Source organism: Maribacter sp. Hel_I_7 (assembly GCF_000688315.1).
In the GTDB taxonomy this organism is placed as follows: Bacteria; Bacteroidota; Bacteroidia; order Flavobacteriales; family Flavobacteriaceae; genus Maribacter; species Maribacter stanieri.
The window spans coordinates 1,982,267-2,005,594 of sequence record NZ_JHZW01000003.1 but is presented as its reverse complement, the minus strand read 5'-3'; the positions used below and the strand labels follow the sequence as shown (position 1 = coordinate 2,005,594).

At 34.7% G+C, this 23,328-nt stretch carries 24 protein-coding genes; 12 read left to right on the top strand and 12 right to left on the bottom strand.

Annotation, left to right across the window (positions count from 1 at the left end; all coding sequences use genetic code 11):
- Window position 1: 1 nt before the first annotated feature.
- Window positions 2-1,495 carry a TrkH family potassium uptake protein gene (locus tag P178_RS0120350; protein WP_027067971.1) on the top strand — a complete coding sequence of 498 codons (1,494 nt, stop codon included), beginning with the start codon at window positions 2-4 and terminating at the stop codon, window positions 1,493-1,495.
- A gap of 81 nt (window positions 1,496-1,576) precedes the next feature.
- Here the strand turns inward: P178_RS0120350 and P178_RS0120345 are convergent, their stop codons facing one another.
- Together P178_RS0120345 and P178_RS0120340 are read right to left on the bottom strand one after the other, a co-directional pair.
- Window positions 1,577-2,767, bottom strand: coding sequence for a pyridoxal phosphate-dependent aminotransferase (locus tag P178_RS0120345; RefSeq protein ID WP_027067970.1), 1,191 nt, complete (start codon window positions 2,765-2,767; stop codon window positions 1,577-1,579).
- Between the two features lie 15 nt (window positions 2,768-2,782).
- Entirely contained in the window at window positions 2,783-3,883 is a 1,101-nt protein-coding gene (locus tag P178_RS0120340; RefSeq protein WP_027067969.1) for a fatty acid desaturase family protein, read from the bottom strand.
- A 121-nt stretch (window positions 3,884-4,004) separates the two neighbouring features.
- On the opposite strand from P178_RS0120340, the gene rsmG reads away from it, so the two are divergent.
- Window positions 4,005-4,640, top strand: coding sequence for a 16S rRNA (guanine(527)-N(7))-methyltransferase RsmG (gene rsmG / locus P178_RS0120335; protein WP_027067968.1), 636 nt, complete (start codon window positions 4,005-4,007; stop codon window positions 4,638-4,640).
- Window positions 4,641-4,956: 316 nt separating this feature from the next.
- Here the strand turns inward: rsmG and P178_RS0120330 are convergent, their stop codons facing one another.
- The 5 genes from P178_RS0120330 to P178_RS0120310 all read right to left on the bottom strand — a co-directional run bounded on the left by P178_RS0120330 (window position 4,957) and on the right by P178_RS0120310 (window position 10,037).
- Window positions 4,957-5,469 (bottom strand): DinB family protein, encoded by a 513-nt coding sequence (locus P178_RS0120330; RefSeq protein ID WP_027067967.1) that lies wholly within the window; start codon window positions 5,467-5,469, stop codon window positions 4,957-4,959.
- Window positions 5,470-5,580: 111 nt separating this feature from the next.
- Window positions 5,581-7,209 carry an L-glutamate gamma-semialdehyde dehydrogenase gene (pruA, locus tag P178_RS0120325; protein WP_027067966.1) on the bottom strand — a complete coding sequence of 543 codons (1,629 nt, stop codon included), beginning with the start codon at window positions 7,207-7,209 and terminating at the stop codon, window positions 5,581-5,583.
- Between the two features lie 81 nt (window positions 7,210-7,290).
- Entirely contained in the window at window positions 7,291-7,677 is a 387-nt protein-coding gene (apaG, locus tag P178_RS0120320) for a Co2+/Mg2+ efflux protein ApaG (protein WP_027067965.1), read from the bottom strand.
- A gap of 5 nt (window positions 7,678-7,682) precedes the next feature.
- Window positions 7,683-8,807, bottom strand: coding sequence for a DUF3667 domain-containing protein (locus tag P178_RS0120315; protein ID WP_027067964.1), 1,125 nt, complete (start codon window positions 8,805-8,807; stop codon window positions 7,683-7,685).
- 27 nt (window positions 8,808-8,834) lie between these two features.
- On the bottom strand, window positions 8,835-10,037 hold the full coding sequence (locus P178_RS0120310) for a DUF5103 domain-containing protein (protein ID WP_410477210.1): 1,203 nt from the start codon (window positions 10,035-10,037) through the stop codon (window positions 8,835-8,837).
- A 192-nt stretch (window positions 10,038-10,229) separates the two neighbouring features.
- Here P178_RS0120310 and P178_RS0120305 point away from each other — a divergent pair, with 192 nt between their 5' ends.
- The 8 genes from P178_RS0120305 (at window position 10,230) to P178_RS0120270 (ending at window position 17,811) form a co-directional block, all read left to right on the top strand.
- Window positions 10,230-11,579 (top strand): Na(+)-translocating NADH-quinone reductase subunit A, encoded by a 1,350-nt coding sequence (locus P178_RS0120305; RefSeq protein WP_027067962.1) that lies wholly within the window; start codon window positions 10,230-10,232, stop codon window positions 11,577-11,579.
- Between the two features lie 3 nt (window positions 11,580-11,582).
- Window positions 11,583-12,863, top strand: a complete 1,281-nt coding sequence (locus tag P178_RS0120300) for an NADH:ubiquinone reductase (Na(+)-transporting) subunit B (protein ID WP_027067961.1) — start codon at window positions 11,583-11,585, stop codon at window positions 12,861-12,863.
- 2 nt (window positions 12,864-12,865) lie between these two features.
- Window positions 12,866-13,618 (top strand): Na(+)-translocating NADH-quinone reductase subunit C, encoded by a 753-nt coding sequence (locus tag P178_RS0120295; protein ID WP_027067960.1) that lies wholly within the window; start codon window positions 12,866-12,868, stop codon window positions 13,616-13,618.
- Between the two features lies 1 nt (window position 13,619).
- Window positions 13,620-14,267, top strand: coding sequence for an NADH:ubiquinone reductase (Na(+)-transporting) subunit D (locus P178_RS0120290; protein ID WP_027067959.1), 648 nt, complete (start codon window positions 13,620-13,622; stop codon window positions 14,265-14,267).
- 21 nt (window positions 14,268-14,288) lie between these two features.
- Window positions 14,289-15,053, top strand: a complete 765-nt coding sequence (gene nqrE / locus P178_RS0120285) for an NADH:ubiquinone reductase (Na(+)-transporting) subunit E (protein WP_027067958.1) — start codon at window positions 14,289-14,291, stop codon at window positions 15,051-15,053.
- Window positions 15,054-15,055: 2 nt separating this feature from the next.
- Window positions 15,056-16,363 (top strand): NADH:ubiquinone reductase (Na(+)-transporting) subunit F, encoded by a 1,308-nt coding sequence (gene nqrF, locus P178_RS0120280; protein WP_027067957.1) that lies wholly within the window; start codon window positions 15,056-15,058, stop codon window positions 16,361-16,363.
- A 75-nt stretch (window positions 16,364-16,438) separates the two neighbouring features.
- Window positions 16,439-16,801 (top strand): hypothetical protein, encoded by a 363-nt coding sequence (locus tag P178_RS0120275; RefSeq protein ID WP_027067956.1) that lies wholly within the window; start codon window positions 16,439-16,441, stop codon window positions 16,799-16,801.
- Entirely contained in the window at window positions 16,798-17,811 is a 1,014-nt protein-coding gene (locus tag P178_RS0120270; RefSeq protein WP_027067955.1) for an FAD:protein FMN transferase, read from the top strand. Before P178_RS0120275 ends, P178_RS0120270 begins: the two co-directional genes overlap by 4 nt.
- On the opposite strand, the gene P178_RS0120265 is transcribed toward P178_RS0120270, so the two are convergent.
- From P178_RS0120265 to gpmI, 3 genes are read right to left on the bottom strand one after another with little or no spacing between them, the layout of a single operon-like run.
- The gene (locus P178_RS0120265; RefSeq protein WP_027067954.1) at window positions 17,812-18,576 is read right to left on the bottom strand and encodes a class I SAM-dependent methyltransferase; all 765 of its coding nucleotides are present in this window, start codon (window positions 18,574-18,576) and stop codon (window positions 17,812-17,814) included.
- Window positions 18,577-18,585: 9 nt separating this feature from the next.
- Window positions 18,586-19,404, bottom strand: coding sequence for a type I methionyl aminopeptidase (gene map / locus P178_RS0120260; protein WP_027067953.1), 819 nt, complete (start codon window positions 19,402-19,404; stop codon window positions 18,586-18,588).
- Between the two features lie 28 nt (window positions 19,405-19,432).
- Entirely contained in the window at window positions 19,433-20,950 is a 1,518-nt protein-coding gene (gpmI, locus tag P178_RS0120255) for a 2,3-bisphosphoglycerate-independent phosphoglycerate mutase (RefSeq protein WP_027067952.1), read from the bottom strand.
- 224 nt (window positions 20,951-21,174) lie between these two features.
- Here gpmI and P178_RS0120250 point away from each other — a divergent pair, with 224 nt between their 5' ends.
- Complete coding sequence (locus P178_RS0120250) at window positions 21,175-21,567, top strand: ankyrin repeat domain-containing protein (RefSeq protein ID WP_027067951.1); 393 nt, start codon at window positions 21,175-21,177, stop codon at window positions 21,565-21,567.
- A gap of 198 nt (window positions 21,568-21,765) precedes the next feature.
- Window positions 21,766-22,152, top strand: coding sequence for an ankyrin repeat domain-containing protein (locus P178_RS0120245; RefSeq protein WP_027067950.1), 387 nt, complete (start codon window positions 21,766-21,768; stop codon window positions 22,150-22,152).
- A 66-nt stretch (window positions 22,153-22,218) separates the two neighbouring features.
- Here the strand turns inward: P178_RS0120245 and P178_RS23495 are convergent, their stop codons facing one another.
- Complete coding sequence (locus tag P178_RS23495; RefSeq protein ID WP_177214976.1) at window positions 22,219-22,386, bottom strand: DUF6747 family protein; 168 nt, start codon at window positions 22,384-22,386, stop codon at window positions 22,219-22,221.
- 136 nt (window positions 22,387-22,522) lie between these two features.
- Window positions 22,523-23,293 (bottom strand): M48 family metalloprotease, encoded by a 771-nt coding sequence (locus P178_RS0120235; RefSeq protein ID WP_027067949.1) that lies wholly within the window; start codon window positions 23,291-23,293, stop codon window positions 22,523-22,525.
- Window positions 23,294-23,328: the final 35 nt, after the last annotated feature.

Sequence of the window (23,328 nt, the reverse complement as noted above, 5' to 3'; positions counted from 1 at the left end):
GATGCGGCTTAACTTAAGAATCATATTTCATTTAATGGGGCTTCTGCTGCTTTGTAACGGAGGCTTTATGCTTTTAGCGGCTGTTGTTAGTGGTGTTTACCAAGATGGCGCTACTTTAAGTATAATGTTGGCATCTATCACCACTATGTTTGTAGGGGTTTTTATGATGTATTATACCAGGGGTCATAAAAAAGAGGTTAAACAGAAAGAGGGTTATATCATAGTAACTTTCGGTTGGATCGTGATGTCCATTTCTGGTATGCTACCATATCTATTTTCAGGAGCGATACCAACGGTTACAAATGCTTTTTTTGAAACCATATCGGGTTATACAACAACTGGGGCTTCTATTATGGATGATATTGAAGCTATGCCAGAGGGTATTTTGTTTTGGCGAAGCTTAACCCATTGGATTGGGGGTATGGGTATAATTGTATTGGCAATTGCCATATTACCATTGTTGGGAATTGGAGGTATGCAGTTGTTTTCTGCAGAAGCCCCAGGGCCTACGGGAGATAAATTGCACCCTAGAATTACAGATACGGCAAAACGTCTTTGGTTAATTTACTTTGGGTATACCGTGGCTGAAACAATCTTGTTGCAAATTGCAGGTATGTCTTTCTTTGATGCTATAAACCACGCTATGGCAACCCTGTCTACAGGAGGTTTTTCTACTAAAAATGCTAGTGTTGCTTATTGGAACGATCAACCAATGATTCAGTATATCATCATTTTCTTTATGTTTTTAGCTGGTAGTAATTTCGTTTTAAGCTATTTCGCGTTTAAAGGAAAGGTACAGAAAGTATTTAAGGATGAAGAGTTTAGGTATTATGCAGGTTTCGTTGTTGTATTTACCATTATAGTTGCTTTAGGTGTCTATTATAAAGCTAATATAACAGAGTTGACTCCTGGTTATCCTATGGTATTGGGTAAGGCGGAGAGCGCATTCAGGCATTCATTGTTTCAGATTATTTCGGTAATAACTACAACAGGTTTTGTTAGTGCAGATTTTACACAGTGGACTCCCTTTTTAACCGTCTTTTTCTTTGGACTATTCTTTTTAGGTGGCTCTGCTGGTTCAACAGCTGGTGGTATAAAGGTAATGCGTCACTTATTGATTATTAAGAACGGAGTGTTGGAGTTTAAGCGAACGTTGCATACAAATGCCATAATTCCAGTACGTTATAACAATAAAACAGTAAAGGAAAAAATCGTTTATAACATCATTGGTTTCTTCGTGTTGTATATGTTGTTATTTATTATTGGGGCACTGGTACTTGGTTTTCTCGGTTTAGATTTTGAATCGGCTATAGGTGGTGCAGCATCTTCTTTGGGTAACGTTGGTCCGGCATTAGGAAGTTTAAATCCTGTAAGTAATTTTAATAGTTTGCCAGATTTGGCAAAGTGGTGGTGTGGATTTTTAATGCTGGCCGGTAGGTTAGAACTCTTTACGGTATTGATATTATTGACACCATATTTTTGGAAACGAACATAAGCCGAATGATAACTTTCATTTATAAAATAAAAAAGTCCCTTCAAACGAAGGGACTTTTTTAATATGATTAAGTGCTGAGGTTTATTTCAGCGCCTCTTTTATTCTTGAAATAGCTTCTTTAATTTCCTTAACCGATGCGGCGTAAGAAATACGTATACAATTACCATTACCAAAAGCATCACCGGTTACGGTAGCAACATTGGCAGCTTCTAAAATATACATAGAAAAGTCTGAAGCATTATTAATTTTTGTACCGTTCAAAGTTTTACCGAAATATGCGGTAACATCTGGGTATACATAAAATGCACCTTCAGGTTCGTTACATTTAAACCCTTCGATCTCATTTAATAAACCTAAAATAAGCTTACGTCTTTCTTTAAATTCATCAACCATATATTTAATACGATCAGGAGATTCTTCTAAAGCAGTAATAACGGCTCGTTGAGCAATACAATTTGCACCACTCGTTACTTGACCTTGTAATTTGTTAGTTGCACGCGCTATGTAAGCTGGTGCGCCAATGTAACCTATACGCCACCCGGTCATAGCAAATGCTTTTGCAACACCGTTTACGGTAACTGTACGATCAAACATATCTTCAAATTCAGCCATAGAAGCATGCTTCGTTACGCCGTAACTTATATGTTCGTAAATTTCATCACTCACTACAATAATTTGAGGGTGATTTTTTAAAACGTCTGCAAGAGCACGCAACTCTTCTTTACTGTAAATTGATCCACTAGGGTTGCATGGCGAACTATACCATAGCATTCTAGTTTTAGGTGTAATGGCAGCTTCTAATTGTTGGGGAGTCATTTTAAAATCATCCTCTAATTTAGTAGGCACTTCTACAGGTACGCCATCTGCTAGTTTAACTATGTCGCTATAACTTACCCAGTAAGGACAAGGTAAAATAACTTCATCCCCTGGGTTTAATATTACTTGGGCAACGTTGTATAAAGATTGTTTTGCTCCAGTTGAAACAACAATTTGTGCAGGCTCATAACTTAAATTGTTATCTCTCTTGAATTTAGTGATTATAGCCTTTTTAAGGTCTACATAACCATCTACAGGAGTGTAAGCATTGTAATCGTCTTTTATAGCCTGAATTGCAGCCTCCTTAATGTAATCTGGAGTATTAAAATCAGGTTCGCCTAAGCTTAAACCTATAATATCTTTTCCTTGTGCTCTTAATTCACGGGCCTTAGCGGCCATTTCCAAAGTAGCTGACGGTGTAACACTGTTTATTCTGTCCGAAAGTTGATTGCTCATGGGTGCTATTGATTTCTAGTATTGTAATGTAGGCTCTTTGCCTAATTCTTTTAAATGTTTAAAGTGCGAAATTATAGCTTTTCTAGTAGTTTTATACTCGTGATATGGTAAATTAAATTCCTGTGCTGTTTGTTTCACAATTTTAGAAATATTTGTGTAATGTACATGGCTAATGTTAGGAAATATATGATGCTCTACTTGGTGATTTAATCCACCAGTAAACCAGTTTACGATTTTATTTTTTGTACCAAAATTAACGGTAGTAAAAAGTTGGTGAATAGCCCAAGTATTTTTCATTGTTCCAGATTCGTCTGGTAAAGGTGTGTCTGCGTCATCAACAATATGTGCTAGTTGAAAAACAACACTTAATATTACGCCAGCTACATAATGCATTAAAAAGAATCCAATTAAAATTTTCCACCAAGCAATATCTAAAATTAACATTGGTAGTACGATCCAAATAGTAATATATAATAACTTGGTAACGATAAGTGTACTCCAGTTCAATCTAGCGCTAGGTAATTTACCGTAAGATAATTTACGTTTCATGTAGCGATACATTTGCTGAAAATCTGTAGTAATTGCCCAATTAAAAGTTAGCAACCCATAAAGAAGTACGGAGTAGAAATGTTGAAACCTATGGTGTTTCTTCCATTCTGCATGTTTAGAGAAACGTAGAATTCTACCTGCTTCCATATCCTCATCATGTTCATGTATGTTAGTGTACGTATGGTGTAGTACATTGTGTTGTACTTGCCAATTGTAAACGTTACCGGCAAGAATGTATATACTGCTTCCCATTAGTTTGTTTACCCATTTTTTGTTAGAATAAGCCCCGTGGTTACCATCGTGCATTACGTTCATACCAACACCGGCCATACCGATACCCATAACAATGGTTAATAATACGTTTGCCCAATTAGGTAGACCTAAAGTTAAAATCAAAAAATAAGGAGCAAGAAAAAGAGCGAACATAACCACTGTCTTAAGGTGTAGTTTCCAATTTCCTGTCTTTTTTAATTTATTGGTTTTAAAGTAATCGTTAACTCTGCTATTTAAAGTTTTAAAAAACTTTGCAGAATCTGTTCTTGGAAAGCGAATGCTATTTTGTTCCATAATTCGGTAATCTTTTACTTAATATGATGTAATTGAATGTATAATAGTTTGATAGCTTAATTAAAAGCTAAATCTTTGCAATAGTGAATATACTAATAATATCTACTTTACAAATATACGGATGACAGCTGAAATCATATTTGAAAATTTTCCCAATTTATCTGAAGATCAGAAACAAAACTTCATAAAATTAGAGGAACTATATAAAGATTGGAACCAAAAGATTAATGTAGTTTCAAGAAAAGATATAGATGAGCTTTATTTAAGACACGTTTTACACTCGCTTGGAATAGCTAAATTCATAGCGTTTAAAGATGGTTCAACTGTACTTGATGTAGGTACGGGTGGTGGTTTTCCGGGAATTCCTTTAGCCATTTTTTTTCCTGAAGTACACTTTACTTTAGTTGATTCCATCGGTAAAAAAATAAAAGTGGTTAATGAAGTTGTAGAGGGATTGGGAATCACTAACGTAACCACTATTAATGCAAGAGTTGAAGAAATACCTGGCCAGTTCGATTTTATCGTAAGTAGGGCAGTGGCTGCTATGCCTACATTCGTGCACTGGATTAAGGGTAAAATCAAAAAGGAGTCAGCACATTCCATAAGAAATGGAATACTTTATCTAAAAGGTGGAGATTTAAAAGATGAATTGAAAGACTATAGAACAGCGGAAATCTTTGATTTGACCGATTACTTTAAAGAGGATTTTTTTGAAACAAAGAAAATGGTCTACCTACCCTTGAAATACAAAGGCTAGAGAAATCTCCTAACTAAGTTGAATTTAGATGCTAAATGCTTGGTAATAAGCTCTTCTGTATTTCTGTACAAATAGTTTAATAGAATTCCAGGTTAACATATAAAAACTGCTTAATTGAGTACTTGTTTTAGAATTTTTCATAAGAAGTTGATTTTGAATGAACTATGAATTTCGGAAATTCTTCATTAGTTTACAATTTATTAACGTTAAATTTACATTGATATTGTTTGTAACACCGGCTCTTATTTTGAAATAATAAAAAAACGCCCAATAACTACTAAGTAGTTTTTGGGCGTTTTTAATCTGAATTTGGTTTTTATTTACTCCATGGTGGTACAACACCGTTTGTTCTTGCGTAGGCAATAAGTTGACCTTTATGTTCGCCGTTATGTTCCATAATGGCTAATAAACCACCTAGTTTATTAGATTTCATAAACCCGAAATCAACTTCTTCATTTAAACTACCATCTTCTACTTTGGTAATGTTTTCAAGTACAAAATCGTTAGATTTTTTAAGAGCGGCAATGATGTTTTCTTTTCCTGTGATTTTACCCAAATTCATTACATCTACATCTTCAGGTGGCGCAAAGCCTAGTTTAGAGGCAAGAAAATAATTTCCGCCTGCTACATGCAAAAGAGCTTCGCCAACAGAACTGATGCCTTCAGCAGGTCTCCAGTCATATTTGTCCTCTGGGAATGCTTCGGCAAGTTGTATTACTTGGGCTTGATTACCTGTTAAAACTGCTTTAATTGTGTTTTGTGTTAATTCTTCTTGTGCATAAGAAAAACATCCAACAAATAAGAATGTAATTACTAGTAACTTTTTCATAGTTGAGGTTTTAAGTTGAGTGAAAATCAAAATTTATTAGAGTAATGTACTATAATTATTGAGTACAGTCAATAAAAAAGGCCGAATATGAATTCGGCCTTCTTAAATGTTTTATCCTAAAAATGGATACCTGTAATCAACTGGAGTAACAAATGTCTCCTTAATTAATCTTGGAGATACCCAGCGTAAAAGGTTTTGTGCGGAACCAGCTTTGTCATTTGTTCCAGAAGCTCTTGCTCCACCAAATGGTTGCTGTCCAACAACAGCGCCAGTAGGTTTGTCATTGATATAGAAGTTACCTGCACAATTTTGCAGGGCTTTAGTAGCTTCATCAATAGCGTATCTATCTTGTGAAAGAACAGCACCTGTAAGTGCGTATTCAGACGTGCCATCAATTAATTTTAATGTTTCGCTCCATTCTTTGTCATCATAAACATAAATAGTTACAACAGGACCGAATAATTCAGTTTCCATAGTTGTGTATTTAGGGTCTGTAGTTAAGATAACTGTAGGTTCAATGAAATAACCTTTAGACTTGTCAAAAGAACCACCTGCGTAAACTTCTGCATTCTTGTCCTCTTTTGCTTGGGTGATGTATTTTGCCAATTTATCAAAAGAACCTTCGTGAATTACGGCGGTTATAAAATTGCTCATATCCTCAGGAGAACCTGGTTTGTTAAATGATGCAATATCAGCTTTAACATATTCTAAAATCTCTTTTGAAGTAGATTTCGGTAAATATACTCTTGATGCAGCACTACATTTTTGACCTTGAAATTCAAATGCCCCTCTAGAAATAGCTGTGGCCACTTGTTTTGGGTTAGCCGTTGGGTGTGCAAGAATAAAATCTTTACCGCCAGTTTCACCAACAATTTTTGGATAGGTTTTGTAGGTATGAATGTTATTTCCTATTTGTTTCCAAAGTTCTTTGAATACGTGTGTAGAACCTGTAAAATGTATACCAGCAAAATCAGGGCTGTCCAATACCGTTTCGGTAATCATTACTGGGTCACCATAAACAACATTAATAACTCCGTCAGGTAAACCAGCTTCTTTAAAGATATCTACGATTACTTTTGCAGAGAATATTTGACTATCACTAGGTTTCCATACAACTACATTACCCATCATGGCGGCACTTGCAGGTAGGTTACCTGCAATAGCGGTAAAGTTGAATGGGGTAATTGCGTAAACAAAACCTTCTAATGGTCTATATTCGACTCTGTTCCATATTCCTTCTGCAGAATCTGGTTGTTGCTCATAAATTTGAGACATATATTCTACGTTAAAACGTAAAAAGTCAATCAATTCACACGCAGCATCTATTTCTGCCTGGTGAATATTTTTAGATTGCGCAATCATGGTCGCTGCGTTAATTTTTGCTCGGTAAGGGCCTGCAATTAACTCTGCCGCTTTAAGGAAAATAGCCGCTCGTTGTTCCCAAGTTAGGTTGGCCCAAGCATCTCTTGAAGTTAAACAGTTATCTATTGCAGACTGCACATGCTTTTTCTCCGCGGTATGATAAGTACCTACAATATGCTTGTGGTCGTGCGGTGGTGACATAGGCTTAGTATTGCCTGTACGTACCTCTTCTGATCCAATGTACATTGGTACATCAACCGTATCGTTGAAATATGCTTTGTATTGTTCCAAAACCGCTTCCCTCTCTGGAGATCCAGGAGCGTAGCTTTTAATTGGTTCGTTAAATGCTGTAGGAACTTGAAAAAATCCTTTACCCATTGTCAAAATTTTTAAATTAAAAAGTTGACCAAAGGTACTAAAAGGGTGTTGGACTAAAAACTATAAAAAAGGTAAAAGGATTTAGTTTAGGGCAAAAGGTGCACTAAATTTAAAAGTAGGAATGTAGACCCTGAATTTTTCGGCGTTATTTATGATTACCATATTATAATGACCTTTCATAGCACCTATTGGTGATGTTAGAAGACAGCCAGAATTATAGGTGTGAGAATCCCCAGGTTGAATTACAGGTTTTGTACCTATAACACCTTCACCATCTAAGGTTTCCATATCATTTAAAGAATCATATATTTTCCAATGACGAGAGGTTAACTGAACAGCATCTTTACTTTGATTCTCAATGGTAATAGTATACCCAAATGCATAATGCATTTTGTAATTTTTAAAGAACGTGCCTTCAAAAGTTGTCTGAACCGATATTTTAATGCCTTTAGTGACCTGTGTTATCATCATATTTAATATGTAAATACGCTTGCAGCGATTAATATTGTTATCGCAATACCCCCTAAGATAAAAAATATTGTATTTAGGAGAAAATACTTTATAACAGTTTTAACTCTTCCTTGCTGATAGAAATTTCGCATTGCTTTATAAAGGTAGATTGCGAATATTAAAATAAATAATCCTTCACTACCAATATTGAACAAAGCGTTAATCAAATTGCTAACAATGAGCAAGATAAATAATAATGATTGATTGTGGAAACTAAAGATTAAATGATCGGTATAAGTATATTTTTTTCTGATATAGACCATCCAAATGAAGAAAGAAAAGAACGGAAGAAAGAAAAATGTGGTAATTGGAAGTTTTGAGATCAGAGAATTTAAAAATGAACCCGGTCTTCTTTCAATATCCGATAAACTATTAGCTAAGTTAAATGCCATTTCATTTTCCTTTGCTTTCGGTAAATTGAATTTAGTGACGCCCTGTTCAAAATAATTTATGGTATCGTGTTTTATAACGGTGCTAAAAAATTGAATTTTTTCAGCGAATCTTTCGGCTATTCCGCCTGAATCTATTTTTTGGAAATATAATTCTGGGTTAGATAATAGGGTAGAATCACTTTGGCTTATTCCATTGGTAATAAACCTTTTAATTTTTAGGGAATCTAATTGGGCAAGAGCTATTTGTTTTTCTTGCTCGCTATCAAATTCAAGCTTATTTAATTCTGTGTCAAGATTAAAAATAGGGCTGTTGTTTCCTGAGCCAAATTTATTGAAAGATTCAAATTCACTATTGAAACTTATTATTAAAAAGTAAATTATGGCTAGACTTAATAGAAAACGAAAGGGGTTGGTGTATGAAAGTCGTTTGCCAGAGATATATTCATTGGTAATTTTACCTGGTCTTAAGAGCAGGGCGGCAAGTGTACGCCATAACTTAGAATCGTAAGAAAGGTAATTGGCGAGAAATTCTTCAAAAAAATCAACTAAAGTGAGTTTTTTGGTGCTGTTAGCTTGCGAGCAATTAGGGCAGTATTTATCGCTTAATTCTAATGGGTGCCCACAATTAAGGCAATTTACGCCTCTATATCGCAGTTTAAATCTTCCTGATGGTTGAATAGTTGGTTTGTTTTCCATGAATCAATGAAAAACGCGAATATACAGCTAGTTGGTGATATTTCTAGAGTTGGCAGAGCCAATACCTATTATACTATCGTACATGTCTCCAAAATTTCTGTAATATACCAGTACCAAATAGTTGTTTTCGGTAAAATGAAAATTTCCGTCTACCTCGTTCAGCTTAGTTTTTTCTCCATTTTTTAAAGCGTATTTATAATTGTAGAAACCTTGTTTCATTTTTAATTTAGCTTCTAGCATACCGGTTTTTTCATTGTACACCATCTTATTTTCATCGGTAAGAGCGTAGTTGTTGAATTTGCCAAAAATGTAAACATCATCAAGAGCTATAAACTCGGTATATGGAAGACTAAAATAAACATTGGTGTATTCCGCTTCTCTCGAAGCGTTATCTCCTTGTAGAGTTCTTATGACAAAATCACCGTTAATATCAGGAAAATAGGTGTAGGCTTTGTCATTTCTAAATCCGTCGGAAAATAAATAATGATTATAAAGGTCGGTAAGGTCTATACTTGAGATCTGTGAACTTGGCGCTCTTAGGTCGCTTGTGTCAAAAAGCAAATATTCGTTACCACCATAAAAAGCCGTTTCTTGATCGTATTTATAAACTAATTCGCTACCCATAGTGTACTGCGGTGCTATATTGGTAATGGCAGTACCCCAATAATGATTTTGAAGTATGGCTACTTTTACTTCCTTTTTGGGGTTAATCAACCTTAATGATCCGGAGGTGATGCTAAATTGAACCACCTGCTTTTCATTGATAAAATTAAAGTCCCTAGAACGTTTTACTGAAGTAGAAACGGAAACAATGTCTTTGTAAACTACAAACCTTCTTGAAAACTGTAGATCATCATCACTATTGTAGATTTCTAACAGGTAGTTGCCACTAACTTTTAACCTGACATTGTCATTAGGTATGGTTAGTTGGTAATTAGAGTAGGATTGTAATGTGCTGTAACTATTCTCGTAATCTGTAATTCGTTGGTTATCTACACCATCTAGATATTGTGATTTTAATAACGAAGACGGGGTCCAATCATAATCGCAATGAACAACCTTATAGTAATAGTCTTGCTCATTGGCCAAAAGGTCATCGAATTCTAAATAAATAGGTTCCCCGATTTTAATAACAGGAAATTGGTCTTCTGTAGGTCCTTTAAAGATGATGGACTTTATGTTATTTGGTGGATTTACTTCTACTTGAACCTGGGCAACTAAATTTTGCAAAAATAATAGACAAATAAAATGTTTGAAGAAAATGCGCATTGTACCCCGTATTTTTTAAGTAAAGGTAAACAAAAACGATGCCTAAAAAATATAGCTCGTTCTAATGTCTAAATTATGGGACAATAATTATGAAAACGAAGTTTTTGTACTTAAATTTGCTCAAATTTTGATAACCTAAAGGTCTATACGCACATGTCAAAAGACATTCGAATTAAAAAAGGGCTTAACATTAATCTTGTGGGCGCCGCAGAACAGACTACTTCTAAAGCTGTTTTAAGTAATGTTTATGCTATACAATTAAGTGATTTTCACGGAATTACTCCTAAAATGATGGTAAAGCAAGGCGCCGAAGTGAAAGCGGGAGAGCCTTTGTTCTATAACAAAAACATGGAAAGCATGCTTTTTGTTTCTCCAGTAAGTGGTGAGCTTATTGAGATTGAAAGAGGGGATAGAAGACGTATTTTGACTTTAAAGATATTAGCAGATAAAACACAAGAGGCATTTTCAGGTGCAGCTTTAGATGTAGAGAAGGTGTCTAAGGAAGAGCTGAAGGCAACTTTGCTAAAAAGTGGCTGTTGGCCATTTATTAAGCAAAGACCTTATGATGTAGTGGCTAATCCTGATACAACTCCTAAGTCTATATTTATCTCTGGTTATTCAAGCGGGCCGTTACAGGCAGATTTGAATTACGTATTACAGGGTAAAGAAAAAGAATTGCAAACGGCAATTACTGCATTGGGCAAATTAACGCCAGGAAAGGTTCATGTTTCTGTTGGTTCAGCAAGTTCACCTCTTTCTTCTATGAAAGGTATTGAGTTACATAACGTTTCAGGTCCTCATCCAGCAGGTTTGGTAGGAACTCAAATAAATAAAATAGATCCTATAAATAAGGGTGAATTAGTTTGGACGGTAACTCCTCAAGATTTAATTATCATAGGTGATTATTTGATGACAGGAAAATTCAATGCCGAGCGTGTTATTGCTCTTGCGGGGTCTTCTGTTAAAGCGCCTAAATATTACACTACTAAAATAGGGGCTGAGATTTCTACCTTTTTATATGCTAGTGGAGTAAATGAAGAAAATTTTAGGGTTATAAACGGTGATGTTCTTACAGGTTCTAAAAGTAAGCCAGATGGTTACTTAGGTTTCTATAATAATACGGTTACGGTTATTCCAGAAGGAGATGATTATGAATTGTTTGGTTGGAATAAACCGGTTTTTGATAAAATCTCTGCTACTAGAGCGTTAACGTTCTCTTGGATGCAGCCTAATAAAAAATATGATTTAGATACCAATACTAACGGAGAGCATAGAGCTTTCGTAGTAACGGGACAATATGAAAAAGTTTTTCCGATGGATATTTTTCCAATGCAACTTTTAAAAGCTTGTATGGTAAAAGATTTGGATGAAATGGAGCAATTAGGTTTGTATGAAGTAGCTCCAGAAGATTTTTCGTTAACTGAGTTTATATGTATTTCTAAACAACCGCACCAGAAGATTATTCGCGAGGGGTTAGATTTATTGCAAAAAGAAATAGGATAAGAAATGAGTTTAAAAAGTAAATTACACGAACTTAAACTAAAGTATCAGGGTAAGAAAATGGCTCCTGCCTTTAATGCCTTTCATACTTTTTTGTTTTCTCCAGATGAAACCACTCATGCAGGTGGTACACATGTAAAATCTGCGGATGATTTAAAACGTACCATGAATACGGTAATAATGGCACTGATACCAGTGTTAATATTCTCTATGTTCAATGCGGGTTATCAGCATTTTTCTGCTATAAATGGTTTTCCGGCAGATTTTTCTTTAATGAACGATTTCCTTACATGGGATAACTTTTGGATCGGTATTATTAAGGTATTGCCATTAGTTGTTGTTTCTTACGGGGTTGGTCTTATAGTAGAATTTATTTTTGCTGTTAAAAAAGGTCACGAAGTAGAAGAAGGATATTTGGTTACCGGTATGTTGGTGCCATTAATAGTTCCTATTGATACACCTTTATGGATGTTGGCGGTAGCTGTAGTATTCGGTGTTGTTATCGGTAAAGAAGTTTTTGGAGGAACGGGAATGAATATCCTTAATCCTGCATTAACAATTAGAGCCTTTTTGTTCTTTGCTTATCCAACTTGGATGAGTGGTGATAAAGTATGGGTTTATGGTGCACGTGAGCGTTCAGAAGAAATTTTGGCAGGTGCGAATGTAGATGCAATTTCAGGTGAAACAATATTAGGTTACTTGGCACAGAACAAAGGTGCTGAAATGACTTATTCAGTTTCAGATATGTTCTTTGGTTTTATTCCGGGTTCAGTAGGTGAAACTTCAGCTTTTCTAATTCTATTGGGAGGTTTGTTTTTGATTTTTACAAAAATTGCTAGCTGGAGAATAATGTTGAGTGCTGTTATCGGTTCATTAGTAATGGGCTTAATATTCAATCAAGTAGTTGATTTTGGATGGGTTGGCGAATCAAGTAAGTTTTACGGATTGATGAGTTTCGATTTCTGGAAACATTTAATCGTAGGTGGTCTTGCTTTTGGTATTGTATATATGGCAACAGATCCGGTTACAGGTTCTCAGACAAACAAGGGTAAATGGTACTATGGTTTCTTTATAGGTTTTATATCTGTAATGATACGTGTATTTAATCCTGCGTATCCAGAAGGTGTTTTCTTGGCTATCCTTTTGATGAATGTATTTGCACCAACAATTGATCATTATGTTGTAAGGGGTAATATTAAGAGAAGAATGAACAGATTAAAAAATGCCACTATCTATCCAAAAGATTCAGATGGTAAGGCAGAAGAACTTAAAGCTGAAACAGTTTAATTATGGCTAATAAAACAGATAGTAACGTTTATACAGTAGTATTTGCTGCTGTTATGGTTGTGGTAGTTGGTTCGATACTAGCATTCTTGGCCTCAGCATTGCGTCCTAATATTAAGGAGAACGAACGTTTTGAAAAACAACAAAACATTCTTTACGCAATGGGTGTTAATGAAAATGGCGATGATGCCGGTAGTGTAAATTTTATTCCTACAGATGTAGTAGAAGAAGAGTTTGCAAGTTATATTAAAGAGCAATTGGTAATACAAGGTGACAAGATTACCGAGGATAATGAGGCTTATTTAATTGATTTAAAAAAGCAACTAGCTAATATCAAAAAAGGTGAAGATTACAAATTACCAGTTTTTATAGGAGAAAAAGATGGTAAGAAGTTTTATATCATTCCTATGTATGGTAAAGGACTTTGGGATGCCATTTGGGGTTTCATTGCTTTAGACGATACAATGACGGTTCAAGGTGTGTATTTTGACCATAAAGGGGAAACACCTGGTTTAGGTGCCAACATTAAAATGCGTTATTTCATGGACGATTTTAAAGGGGAGACTATTTTAAATGGTACACAATACGCAGGTATAGATGTAGCAAAGGGTAATAATGATCCTTTAAATAAAACTAAAGATGATAATGAAGTAGATGCCTTAGCGGGTGCTACGATTACAGGTAACGGTGTTTCTGCTATGATAAGAGAAACTGTTAAATTATATAAACCTTATTTAGAAACAATTAGAGCAAAGTAATATGGCACTACTATCAAAAAAAGATACAAATCTTATTACGGATCCGTTAGCCGATAACAACCCTATTACCATTCAGGTATTAGGTATTTGTTCTGCGTTAGCTATTACGGCAGAGTTAAAGGCATCTTTGGTGATGGCTGTTTCTGTAATGTTCGTTTTAGGTGCGGGTAACGTGGTAATCTCATTAATGAGAAACATTATCCCTTCAAAAATTAGAATTATTGTACAACTTATTGTTGTGGCTACATTGGTAATTATTGTGGATCAAGTACTTAAGGCATATCAATATGAATTAAGTAAAACCTTAGCGGTATTCGTTGGTCTAATTATTACGAACTGTATAATAATGGGTCGTTTTGAAGCATTTGCTTTGGCGAACGGACCATGGCGTTCATTTTTGGACGGAATTGGAAACTCTTTAGGTTATGGGGTTATTTTGGTTATCGTAGGGTTCTTTAGAGAACTTTTAGGTTCAGGTACACTTTTTGGATATCCGGTTTTGGGTGATCCAATTATGAAAACTGGTTTATATTCTACGGGATATGAAAATAATGGTTTTATGATTATACCGCCAGCAGCATTAATAGTTGTAGGTATTATAATTTGGGTGCAACGCTCAAGAAACCCAGCACTTGTAGAAGAGAATTAACAAGACATTTAAGTAGAAATTATGTTAGAACATGTAGAATTATTTTTTAAGTCCATCTTTATCGATAACATGGTATTTGCCGTGTTCTTGGGGATGTGTTCTTATTTAGCGGTATCCAAAAAAGTGGCTACTGCAGTTGGTTTAGGTGCTGCTGTTATATTCGTATTGGCGGTTACTGTACCAATGAATTGGTTGTTAGATAAATATTTATTGCAAGACGGTGCCTTAGTTTGGTTAGGTCCTGAGTATGCCGATTACAACCTTAGCTTTTTATCATTTATTTTATTTATTGCGACCATTGCTACAATGGTACAATTGGTAGAGATTGTAGTTGAGAAATTCTCACCTTCTTTATATAACTCATTGGGTATATTCTTACCGTTGATTGCGGTTAACTGTGCAATTCTTGGTGGTTCTTTATTCATGCAAGCTAGAGAAATTGAAACATTAGGTTTAGCATTCAATTATGGTGTTAGTTCTGGTATTGGCTGGTTCTTGGCAATTTTAGCAATTGCTGCTATACGTGAGAAAATTAGATATAGTAATGTTCCAGCTCCCTTAAGAGGTTTGGGTATTACATTTATTATTACTGGTTTAATGGGTATTGGCTTTCAAAGTTTTGGAGGTATGTTAACCGGTGGCGGTGATGATGCAGAAGAGGCTAACGAACAAGTTAACCAAGTTTTACAACCAGAGGTAATAACACCTTCAGAAGAAGAGATAGTAGTAGAAGAGAACAAAGAAATTGACGAAAAAGTTATTTCTTATAACGACGTAAATAAATAAACATGATTTTAGCTGCAAGTACTGGCGGAACTATAGTAATAACCGTTGTCGCATTTCTAATACTTTTAATGGTGTTAGTGGCATTACTTCTGTTTACTAAACAAAAACTTTCTCCATCTGGTCCTGTTACCATTACTATTAACGGAGAGAAGAAAATTGAAGTAGCTTCTGGTGGATCTTTGTTATCAACCTTAGGTAATCAAAAAGTATTTTTACCATCTGCCTGTGGCGGTGGTGGAACATGTATTCAATGTGAGTGTCATGTACTTTCTGGTGGTGGCGAAGCTTTACCTACAGAAACACCACACTTTTCTAAGAAAGAATTGAACCATGGTGCACGTTTAGCCTGTCAGGTTAAAGTGAAGCAAGACATGGAAATCACCATTCCAGAAGAGGTGTTTGGTATTAAAAAATGGCCTGCGAAAGTGGTTCGTAATTATAACGTAGCTTCTTTTATTAAAGAATTTGTAGTTGAAATTCCAGAAGATATGGGCTACAAAGCAGGTGGTTATATTCAAATTGAGATTCCTGAGTGCGAAGTAAAATATGCAGATATTGATATAACAGCGCACCCAGAAGAGCATGAAACTACTGATAAATTTCAAGCAGAGTGGGATAAGTTTAACCTTTGGCCTTTGGTAATGAAGAATCCAGAAACGGTTGAAAGAGCATATTCAATGGCATCTTTTCCTGCAGAAGGTAGAGAAATTATGTTGAATGTACGTATTGCTACTCCGCCATGGGATCGATCAAAAAATGGATGGATGGATGTGAACCCAGGTGTGGCTTCATCTTATATTTTTAATTTGAAACCAGGTGACGATTGTACTATTTCTGGACCTTACGGTGAATTCTTCATCAATGAGTCAGATTCTGAAATGTTATATGTAGGTGGTGGTGCAGGTATGGCGCCAATGCGTTCTCATTTATATCACCTATTCAAAACATTAAAGACTAAAAGAAAAGTTACTTATTGGTACGGTGGTCGTTCTAAAAGAGAATTATTCTATTTAGATCATTTTTACAAATTGGAAGAAGAGTTCCCGAATTTCAAATTTTACTTAGCATTATCTGAACCACAAGAAGAAGATAATTGGAAGGTAAAAGAAAATATTGATGCACCAGGAGATGGTTTCGTAGGTTTTATACATAATTGTGTTATAGATAACTACTTAAGTCTTCATGAGTCTCCAGAAGATATTGAATTATATTTTTGTGGACCGCCGTTGATGAACAAAGCAGTTCAGAAAATGGGTGAAGATTTCGGTATCCCTGATGAACATATACGTTTTGATGACTTTGGTGGATAAACTTAAAGTCTTAGAATTGATAAAAAAACTAACCGATATGTAATGTATCGGTTTTTTTATAAAAAGTATTTTAATATGCATGTATTAACAGAACAAGAACTTCATAACTTGGCAATGAATATTGTTGGGAAGAAATTAGAAGATGAAGGCTTTGAATTTTTAGCCGTTAACAGTGAATTACGTAAAAATCCGCAATTTGTTTGTACAAAGGATAAGAAGATGCGTTTTGTTGTGGTAAAGGCAATTGAATACCCTGGTGATCCCAAGGATATGGATTTCTTCATGTCCGATCCTAAGAAAATGAAAGAACACGCAGAAAAATTTGAGGCTACAACTTTTTATGCAGGTGTTGGTTTGGTAAATGCTACAGATCATAATTTACCTGTGTATTTAGATGAGGAATATATTGTTGATTATGATGGTTTAGTTGAGATATGAAGAAATATTTTTTAGTAGTTATTGTTGTTTTTGGATTGTTTCAATCTTGTAAGCAGAGTAACAGTGTTGGTGTTCGGAATGAGAATATTGGGGGTGCTTTAGGAACATCTTATAGTATTATTTCAATTACATCTGATAAAATTGATTTGCAAAAAGAAATCGATTCTGTATTTGCAGTAATTAATCACTCTCTATCTACCTATATTCCTGAATCGGATATTTCTAGAATCAATAATGGTGATAGTACTGTTGTTGTCGATGAAATGTTCAGGGAAGTTTTCAATCTCTCAAAGGAGATCAATAAGGAGACAAATGGCTTTTTTGATCCTACTGTAGGTACACTTGTAAATGCATGGGGATTTGGACCAGAACGCCAAATATCTATGGATAGCCTTAAGATAGATAGTTTGTTGAATTTTGTTGGTTTGGATAAGATTCTAATTGATGATACCAATCGTATAATTAAAACAAATCCGAATATTTATTTAGATTTCAATGCCATTGCAAAAGGATATTCTATAGATAGGCTTGCGGCAATGCTTGATGCCAAGGGTATTAATAACTATTTAATTGAAGTAGGTGGTGAATTGGTAGCTAAAGGGAAAAATACCATTAAAGATAAATCTTGGGTTGTTGGTATTGATGATCCAGAGATGCAAGTAAAAAGAGCTACTAAAATATTGATTAATTTAAATGATAGGGCATTAGCCTCTTCTGGCAATTATCGTAAGTTTAGAGTTGATGAGACTACGGGAAAAAAGTATGTGCACACTGTAAATCCTAAGACGGGATATACACAGATTTCTAATACATTAGCTGTAACCATATTGGCAGATGATTGTGCAACTGCAGATGCTTATGCAACTGCATTTATGGCTATGGATTTAAGTGATGCTTTTAAGTTAATCAATGAGAATAAAAGGTTAGAAGCCTATATTATTTATGTAGATGAAAAGGGTGAGACACAAGAATTTTTAACCAAAGGGTTTAAAGAGTTCGTAGTTGAATAACTATTTCTTTACTAAAGGAATTATCTCGCCATTTGCTAAACGATATCTATTAATTTCTTCTTGACTCATTAGTTTGGTGAAATCTATTTCTTCTACTTTAAAACCTATATCTCTTAATTTGTTAAAATAGTCTCTGCCGTAAATTCTAACATGATCATATTGACCAAATATTTTAGCACGTTCAATTTTGTCCGTAATGGTATTGTCCTCAAAAGTTTCTTCTCTATTTAAATCTTGGGGAATTTGAAAGATACCCCAGCCACCAGGTTTTAAAATTCTATATAATTCAGACATGGCTTTTGTATCATCAGGAATGTGCTCTAATACATGATTGCAAAGAATAACATCGAACTTGTCATCTTCAAAAGGAAGGTTGCAGATATCTGCCTTAACGTCTGCTAGAGGCGAATTTAAATCTGTCGTAACATAATTTAGGTTTTTGAGTTTTCTAAACCTTTTGTAAAACGCTTGTTCTGGTGCAAAATGTAATACATGTAATGGAGCGGTGAAAAAATTAGTCTCCTCTTTTAGAAATAGCCATAATAAACGATGGCGTTCTAAAGAAAGCGTAGAGGGAGAAAGCACATTATCGCGCGGGTTCTCATACCCATAGGGTAAAAAACTGCGAAAAGTATTGCCGTCTATAGGATCTTGATAAGTATCACCTTTATAATAAGCCTTAAAAAAAGGTTTTACTAAATAGCTAAGCGATATTAATACAGGCCTTGGGATAAGGTTTAGAAAAAATTTAAAAATTTTCTTCATTTGTATTTACTAAGCTTTTATTGTAGAAGCAGTAAACTCATCCTCTTCGTCGCTTACAATACCTAAAGCTTCGTAAATATATTTGAAAGTTGATAATAATTGTGGTTTACCGTTAACTATGGCAACATCATGTTCAAAGTGAGCACTTGGTTTACCATCAGCAGTAAGAATTGTCCAACCGTCTTTAAGTTGCTTAATATTTTTTGTACCCATATTGGTCATAGGTTCTATAGCAACAGTCATTCCTTCAGCAAATTTTTTACCTCTACCGCGTCTACCGTAATTAGGCATTTCTGGACCCTCGTGCATTTTTCTACCTAAACCATGACCTACTAATTCGCGTACTACGCCATAACCATGGTCTTCTGTGAATTTCTGAATAGCATAACCAACATCTCCAACTCGATTTCCTACCTTAAATTCACGTATACCAACATACAATGACTTTTTAGTGACCTCTAATAATTTCTTAATTTCAGGGGAAACTTCTCCTACTTCGAAAGTATAAGCGTGATCGCCGTAAAAATCATTTTTTAATGCCCCACAATCTATAGAGATGATATCTCCCTCAACTAAAGGGGTGTTATTTGGAATACCATGAACTACTTGAGCGTTAGGACTCATACATAATGAGTTTGGGAAATCATATAATCCCAAAAAGCCAGGTACTGCACCGTGATCTCGTATAAAAGTTTCAGCCAAAGTGTCTAAGTGTAGTGTAGTAACACCCGGTTTTACCTCTGAAGCAATCATTCCTAAGGTTTTAGAGACAATTAGCGCACTCTCTCGCATTAATTCAATCTCTTCGGCTGTTTTTAATTTTATCATACTAATATACTTTCTGTTTTGCCCAAATTTATACCAATGAATTCTGGGTCATAAATTTAGATTTTTCAATACCCATTAATTTTAAAATAGTGGGTGCTATATCTCCTAAGACACCATCTTTTATTTGGTGTATATCTTTATCTACTAATATTAGCGGAACTGGGTTGGTGGTATGCGCTGTATTAGGGCTACCATCTTCATTTACCATTGTTTCGCAGTTACCATGATCTGCAATAACAATTACTGAGTAATCTTTTTCAATGGCTGCAGTAATTACATCGTTAGCACATTTATCAACTGTTTCGCAAGCTTTTATAGCAGCTTCCATTACACCTGTATGACCAACCATATCTGGATTTGCAAAGTTCAAGCAAATAAAATCTACATCACCCTTTTTAATTTCTGGTATAATTTTATCCCTAATTTCATACGCACTCATTTCTGGTTGCAGATCATAAGTGGCAACTTTTGGTGATGGGCATAATATACGTGACTCACCTTCAAAAGGAACTTCTCTTCCGCCATTGAAAAAGAAAGTTACGTGAGGGTATTTTTCAGTTTCGGCAATTCGTATTTGCTTTTTGCCGGCATTAGATATAACCTCGCCTAAAGTTTCAATAATATTATCTTTATTGTAAACTACATGTACATTATTGTAAGACTCATCATAGTTGGTTAGCGTAACATAATATAAGTTAAGCTTATGCATATTTTGTTCATGCATATCTACTTGACTTAGTACTTGAGTTAGCTCTCTACCACGATCTGTTCTAAAATTGAAGAAAATTACGACGTCATCTTCTTTTACAGATGCAATTGGTGTACCATCTGTGCTGGTCATTACAATTGGTTTTATAAACTCATCGGTAATATCATTGTCGTAACTTTTTTGAATGGTTTTACCAATGTCAGTAGATTTTTCACCTACTGCATTTACAATGACATCATATGCTTCTTTAACGCGCTCCCATCGTTTATCACGATCCATAGCGTAATATCTACCAATTACAGTAGCTAACTTTGTATTTTTATCTGCACCAAAGTGTACAATATCTTCTAAAAAACCTTTGCCACTTTTTGGGTCTACGTCTCTACCATCAGTAAAGGCATGTAAATACATGTTCTCTACACCAGATTCTTTACCAGCGGTAATTAATCCTTTAATATGATTTGTATGGCTATGCACACCACCATCACTTAAAAGACCTAGAAAGTGAACATTCTTATTATTCTTTTTGGCGTATTCAAAAGCAGTTTTTAAAACAGGCTCAGAACTTAAGGTGTTTTCTTTAACCGCTTTGTTGATTTTTGCTAGATCTTGATAAACAATTCTACCAGCCCCTAAATTCATATGTCCTACTTCGCTATTTCCCATCTGACCTTCAGGTAGGCCAACATTCATACCATCGGTAAGTAAGTTAGAATTAGCGTATTTAGTATATAAACTATCAATAAAAGGAGTATTGGCTTTATCTACGGCAGATACAGCTGGATCAGGAGATTTACCCCAACCATCTAATATCATTAAGATTACTTTTTTGTTCATCTTTCAAAAGGTTTTAGGATAACAAAAATACTATGTTCTATTAAGTTAAGCTACTAGATTACATACCTTTTTTATATAGATAGTGTATCGCAACATATTTTCATGATGGGTGAAGATTTGTTTGTTAAAGTTTAGTTATAACAATGTTAAAGATTGAAACAATTTAGATTAGTTGGCGTCTTATAAGTGTACACTATTGTACTCATCAATTAAAATCAATCATCATGAAAAAAGTAATTCTTACATTATCAATGGTAGCTCTTACCATGGGATCAACAGTAATGGCTTCTGAAACCGCAAATTCAACATTAACTTTTAATACAGAACTTGTTTCCAAGGTTGATATTAGTTCATTTTGTAAAGCAGTTATACAAGGAGATTTAGAGACCGTAGAACGTTTAATCGATTTAGGTGAAGACGTTAATCAAAAATCTTTGGGTATGACGCCGGCAATGTTTGCTGCCCGCTATAACAAAGCAAACATTTTAAAGGTGTTAATAGCTAGTGGTGCTGATTTGAATATGCAGAGTAGTCAAGGGTATACGGCTAAACGTTATGCAGAACTTTCAAATGCGGCAGAGGCTCTTGAATTAATTGAAACAGCAATAGGAAGCTAAGTCCATTTTAAAATATTTCTACTTGTAGAAACTAAACCCTATGCCCCGATTTTTAAAGAAATTGAGGTATAGGTTTTTTTTAGTATTTTTTAATTGTTAAATATTTATTATTTCTTTCTTAATTTCATGATATTAACATAATTATATATGTAAATTTATGTAATCAATAAAAATATTAATCAAAACAATATAAATATTATGAAAAAATCAATTTCAATTTTGTTATTCATTAGCGTGTTTACATTAACAGGAGTTTATGCAAATAATAGTAATCTTATCAATTTAAACGAATCAATATCTGTTTCGGTCAATGATGAAATTAGCTCATTGTGCAAGGCGGTAATGAAAGGGGATATTGACCAAGTTAGAAGTCTTATCGCTATAGGGGAAGAATTAAATGAAAAGTCTTTAGGACTTACACCTGCAATGTACGCTGCTAGATATAATAAGGCAGAAGTATTAAAAGTGTTATTGCTAAACGGGGCAAACCTTAATATTAAAAGTGATCAAGGGTATACAGCTAAAGAATATGCTAAAATGTCTAATGCAAAAGATGTGCTAAGTGTAATAAATGAAAATTCTTAGTATTTAAATTTTTAAATAATACATAATTCTACTCCAAATAGTGTTCAGGTAAAAGAGTAAAAAACGTTAAAAATCAAATCCGTTTGCAGCTCTTATGACAAAAGCATACAGTGCCATAAATATCATTAGGGCACAAAATACTGAGTAGACTTTTAAAATTGCAACCAATATTTCTGGTTTACAGTTTTCAAACGCCTGCACGTATAAATTCTTGAAATGTGTAATTGTTCCCATTATAGTGTTCTTCTATGATTAAATCATAGCTATAAAGGCAATTCATAAATGGCAAAATAAGCTTGGGACTTACTCAAATTTACAAAAATATAAATAGCAAGGTATGTGCTCTAGACAAAGTGCACAAAAAATCCGATTAACCCTGGTTTTTGTACTTGTCTATGGCTTCTTTAATTTTTTCTATTCTATTTTCTGGATCAGGGTGGGTACTTTGAAACTCAGGAGTACGATCAGGACCGCCTGCTGCTTTTAAAATTTCCATAACTTTAATCATTTCATAAGGATCGTAACCAGATTGTATCATGAACAATACGCCAAGCTCATCACTTTCCAATTCATCACCACGTCCATTTTTTAAAAGTGTGTTCTGACCAATACTACCTAAAATACTACCCATATCACCAGCGCCAACTGTTGCGCCCATGGTTGCTGTCTGCCAAGTTTGACTATCTGCAATTCTTTCTGCAGAATGTCTACCAATAACATGACCAATTTCATGACCTAAAACTCCGGCTAATTGAGCTTCGTTTAGTTGAGAAAATAAAGCATAGGTTATAAAGCATTGTCCACCAGGTAATGCAAAAGCATTTATGGTCTGGTCATCTGCCAATAAATGAAAATCATATTGATATGGTGTTTCTCTAGCAATACTATTTTGAACTAACTTATTACCCACAGATTCAACAAAAGATTGTAAACGTTGATCAGGATAAAGACCACCATGTTGCTGCGCCATTTCTGGAGCACTTTGTAAGCCAATGGCAATTTCTTGATCAGAAGTCATAGTAATATGCTGGGATCTCCCTGTGTAAGGGTTCTCTTCAGTATTGCTGCATTTTTGTATAAATGCGAAGGCAACAATTGCCAAACCAATAAAAATTCTAATTTTCCAACTTCCTCTTCTCATGGTAATGTGTTATAGTACAGGCTCTAAAGTACAAA

Excerpts from the sequence above, each read along its gene's own strand:
- P178_RS0120235 (WP_027067949.1), bottom strand. The coding sequence starts at position 23,293 with ATGAGAAGAGGAAGTTGGAAAATTAGAATTTTTATTGGTTTGGCAATT.
- P178_RS0120275 (WP_027067956.1), top strand. The coding sequence starts at position 16,439 with ATGCATGTATTAACAGAACAAGAACTTCATAACTTGGCAATGAATATT.
- nqrE (WP_027067958.1), top strand. The coding sequence starts at position 14,289 with ATGTTAGAACATGTAGAATTATTTTTTAAGTCCATCTTTATCGATAAC.
- nqrF (WP_027067957.1), top strand. The coding sequence starts at position 15,056 with ATGATTTTAGCTGCAAGTACTGGCGGAACTATAGTAATAACCGTTGTC.
- map (WP_027067953.1), bottom strand. The coding sequence starts at position 19,404 with ATGATAAAATTAAAAACAGCCGAAGAGATTGAATTAATGCGAGAGAGT.
- P178_RS0120340 (WP_027067969.1), bottom strand. The coding sequence starts at position 3,883 with ATGGAACAAAATAGCATTCGCTTTCCAAGAACAGATTCTGCAAAGTTT.
- P178_RS0120300 (WP_027067961.1), top strand. The coding sequence starts at position 11,583 with ATGAGTTTAAAAAGTAAATTACACGAACTTAAACTAAAGTATCAGGGT.
- P178_RS0120265 (WP_027067954.1), bottom strand. The coding sequence starts at position 18,576 with ATGAAGAAAATTTTTAAATTTTTTCTAAACCTTATCCCAAGGCCTGTA.
- P178_RS0120295 (WP_027067960.1), top strand. The coding sequence starts at position 12,866 with ATGGCTAATAAAACAGATAGTAACGTTTATACAGTAGTATTTGCTGCT.
- P178_RS0120315 (WP_027067964.1), bottom strand. The coding sequence starts at position 8,807 with ATGGAAAACAAACCAACTATTCAACCATCAGGAAGATTTAAACTGCGA.
- P178_RS0120270 (WP_027067955.1), top strand. The coding sequence starts at position 16,798 with ATGAAGAAATATTTTTTAGTAGTTATTGTTGTTTTTGGATTGTTTCAA.
- P178_RS0120350 (WP_027067971.1), top strand. The coding sequence starts at position 2 with ATGCGGCTTAACTTAAGAATCATATTTCATTTAATGGGGCTTCTGCTG.
- P178_RS0120345 (WP_027067970.1), bottom strand. The coding sequence starts at position 2,767 with ATGAGCAATCAACTTTCGGACAGAATAAACAGTGTTACACCGTCAGCT.
- P178_RS0120245 (WP_027067950.1), top strand. The coding sequence starts at position 21,766 with ATGAAAAAATCAATTTCAATTTTGTTATTCATTAGCGTGTTTACATTA.
- P178_RS23495 (WP_177214976.1), bottom strand. The coding sequence starts at position 22,386 with ATGGGAACAATTACACATTTCAAGAATTTATACGTGCAGGCGTTTGAA.
- rsmG (WP_027067968.1), top strand. The coding sequence starts at position 4,005 with ATGACAGCTGAAATCATATTTGAAAATTTTCCCAATTTATCTGAAGAT.
- P178_RS0120330 (WP_027067967.1), bottom strand. The coding sequence starts at position 5,469 with ATGAAAAAGTTACTAGTAATTACATTCTTATTTGTTGGATGTTTTTCT.
- P178_RS0120305 (WP_027067962.1), top strand. The coding sequence starts at position 10,230 with ATGTCAAAAGACATTCGAATTAAAAAAGGGCTTAACATTAATCTTGTG.
- apaG (WP_027067965.1), bottom strand. The coding sequence starts at position 7,677 with ATGATAACACAGGTCACTAAAGGCATTAAAATATCGGTTCAGACAACT.
- pruA (WP_027067966.1), bottom strand. The coding sequence starts at position 7,209 with ATGGGTAAAGGATTTTTTCAAGTTCCTACAGCATTTAACGAACCAATT.
- gpmI (WP_027067952.1), bottom strand. The coding sequence starts at position 20,950 with ATGAACAAAAAAGTAATCTTAATGATATTAGATGGTTGGGGTAAATCT.
- P178_RS0120250 (WP_027067951.1), top strand. The coding sequence starts at position 21,175 with ATGAAAAAAGTAATTCTTACATTATCAATGGTAGCTCTTACCATGGGA.
- P178_RS0120290 (WP_027067959.1), top strand. The coding sequence starts at position 13,620 with ATGGCACTACTATCAAAAAAAGATACAAATCTTATTACGGATCCGTTA.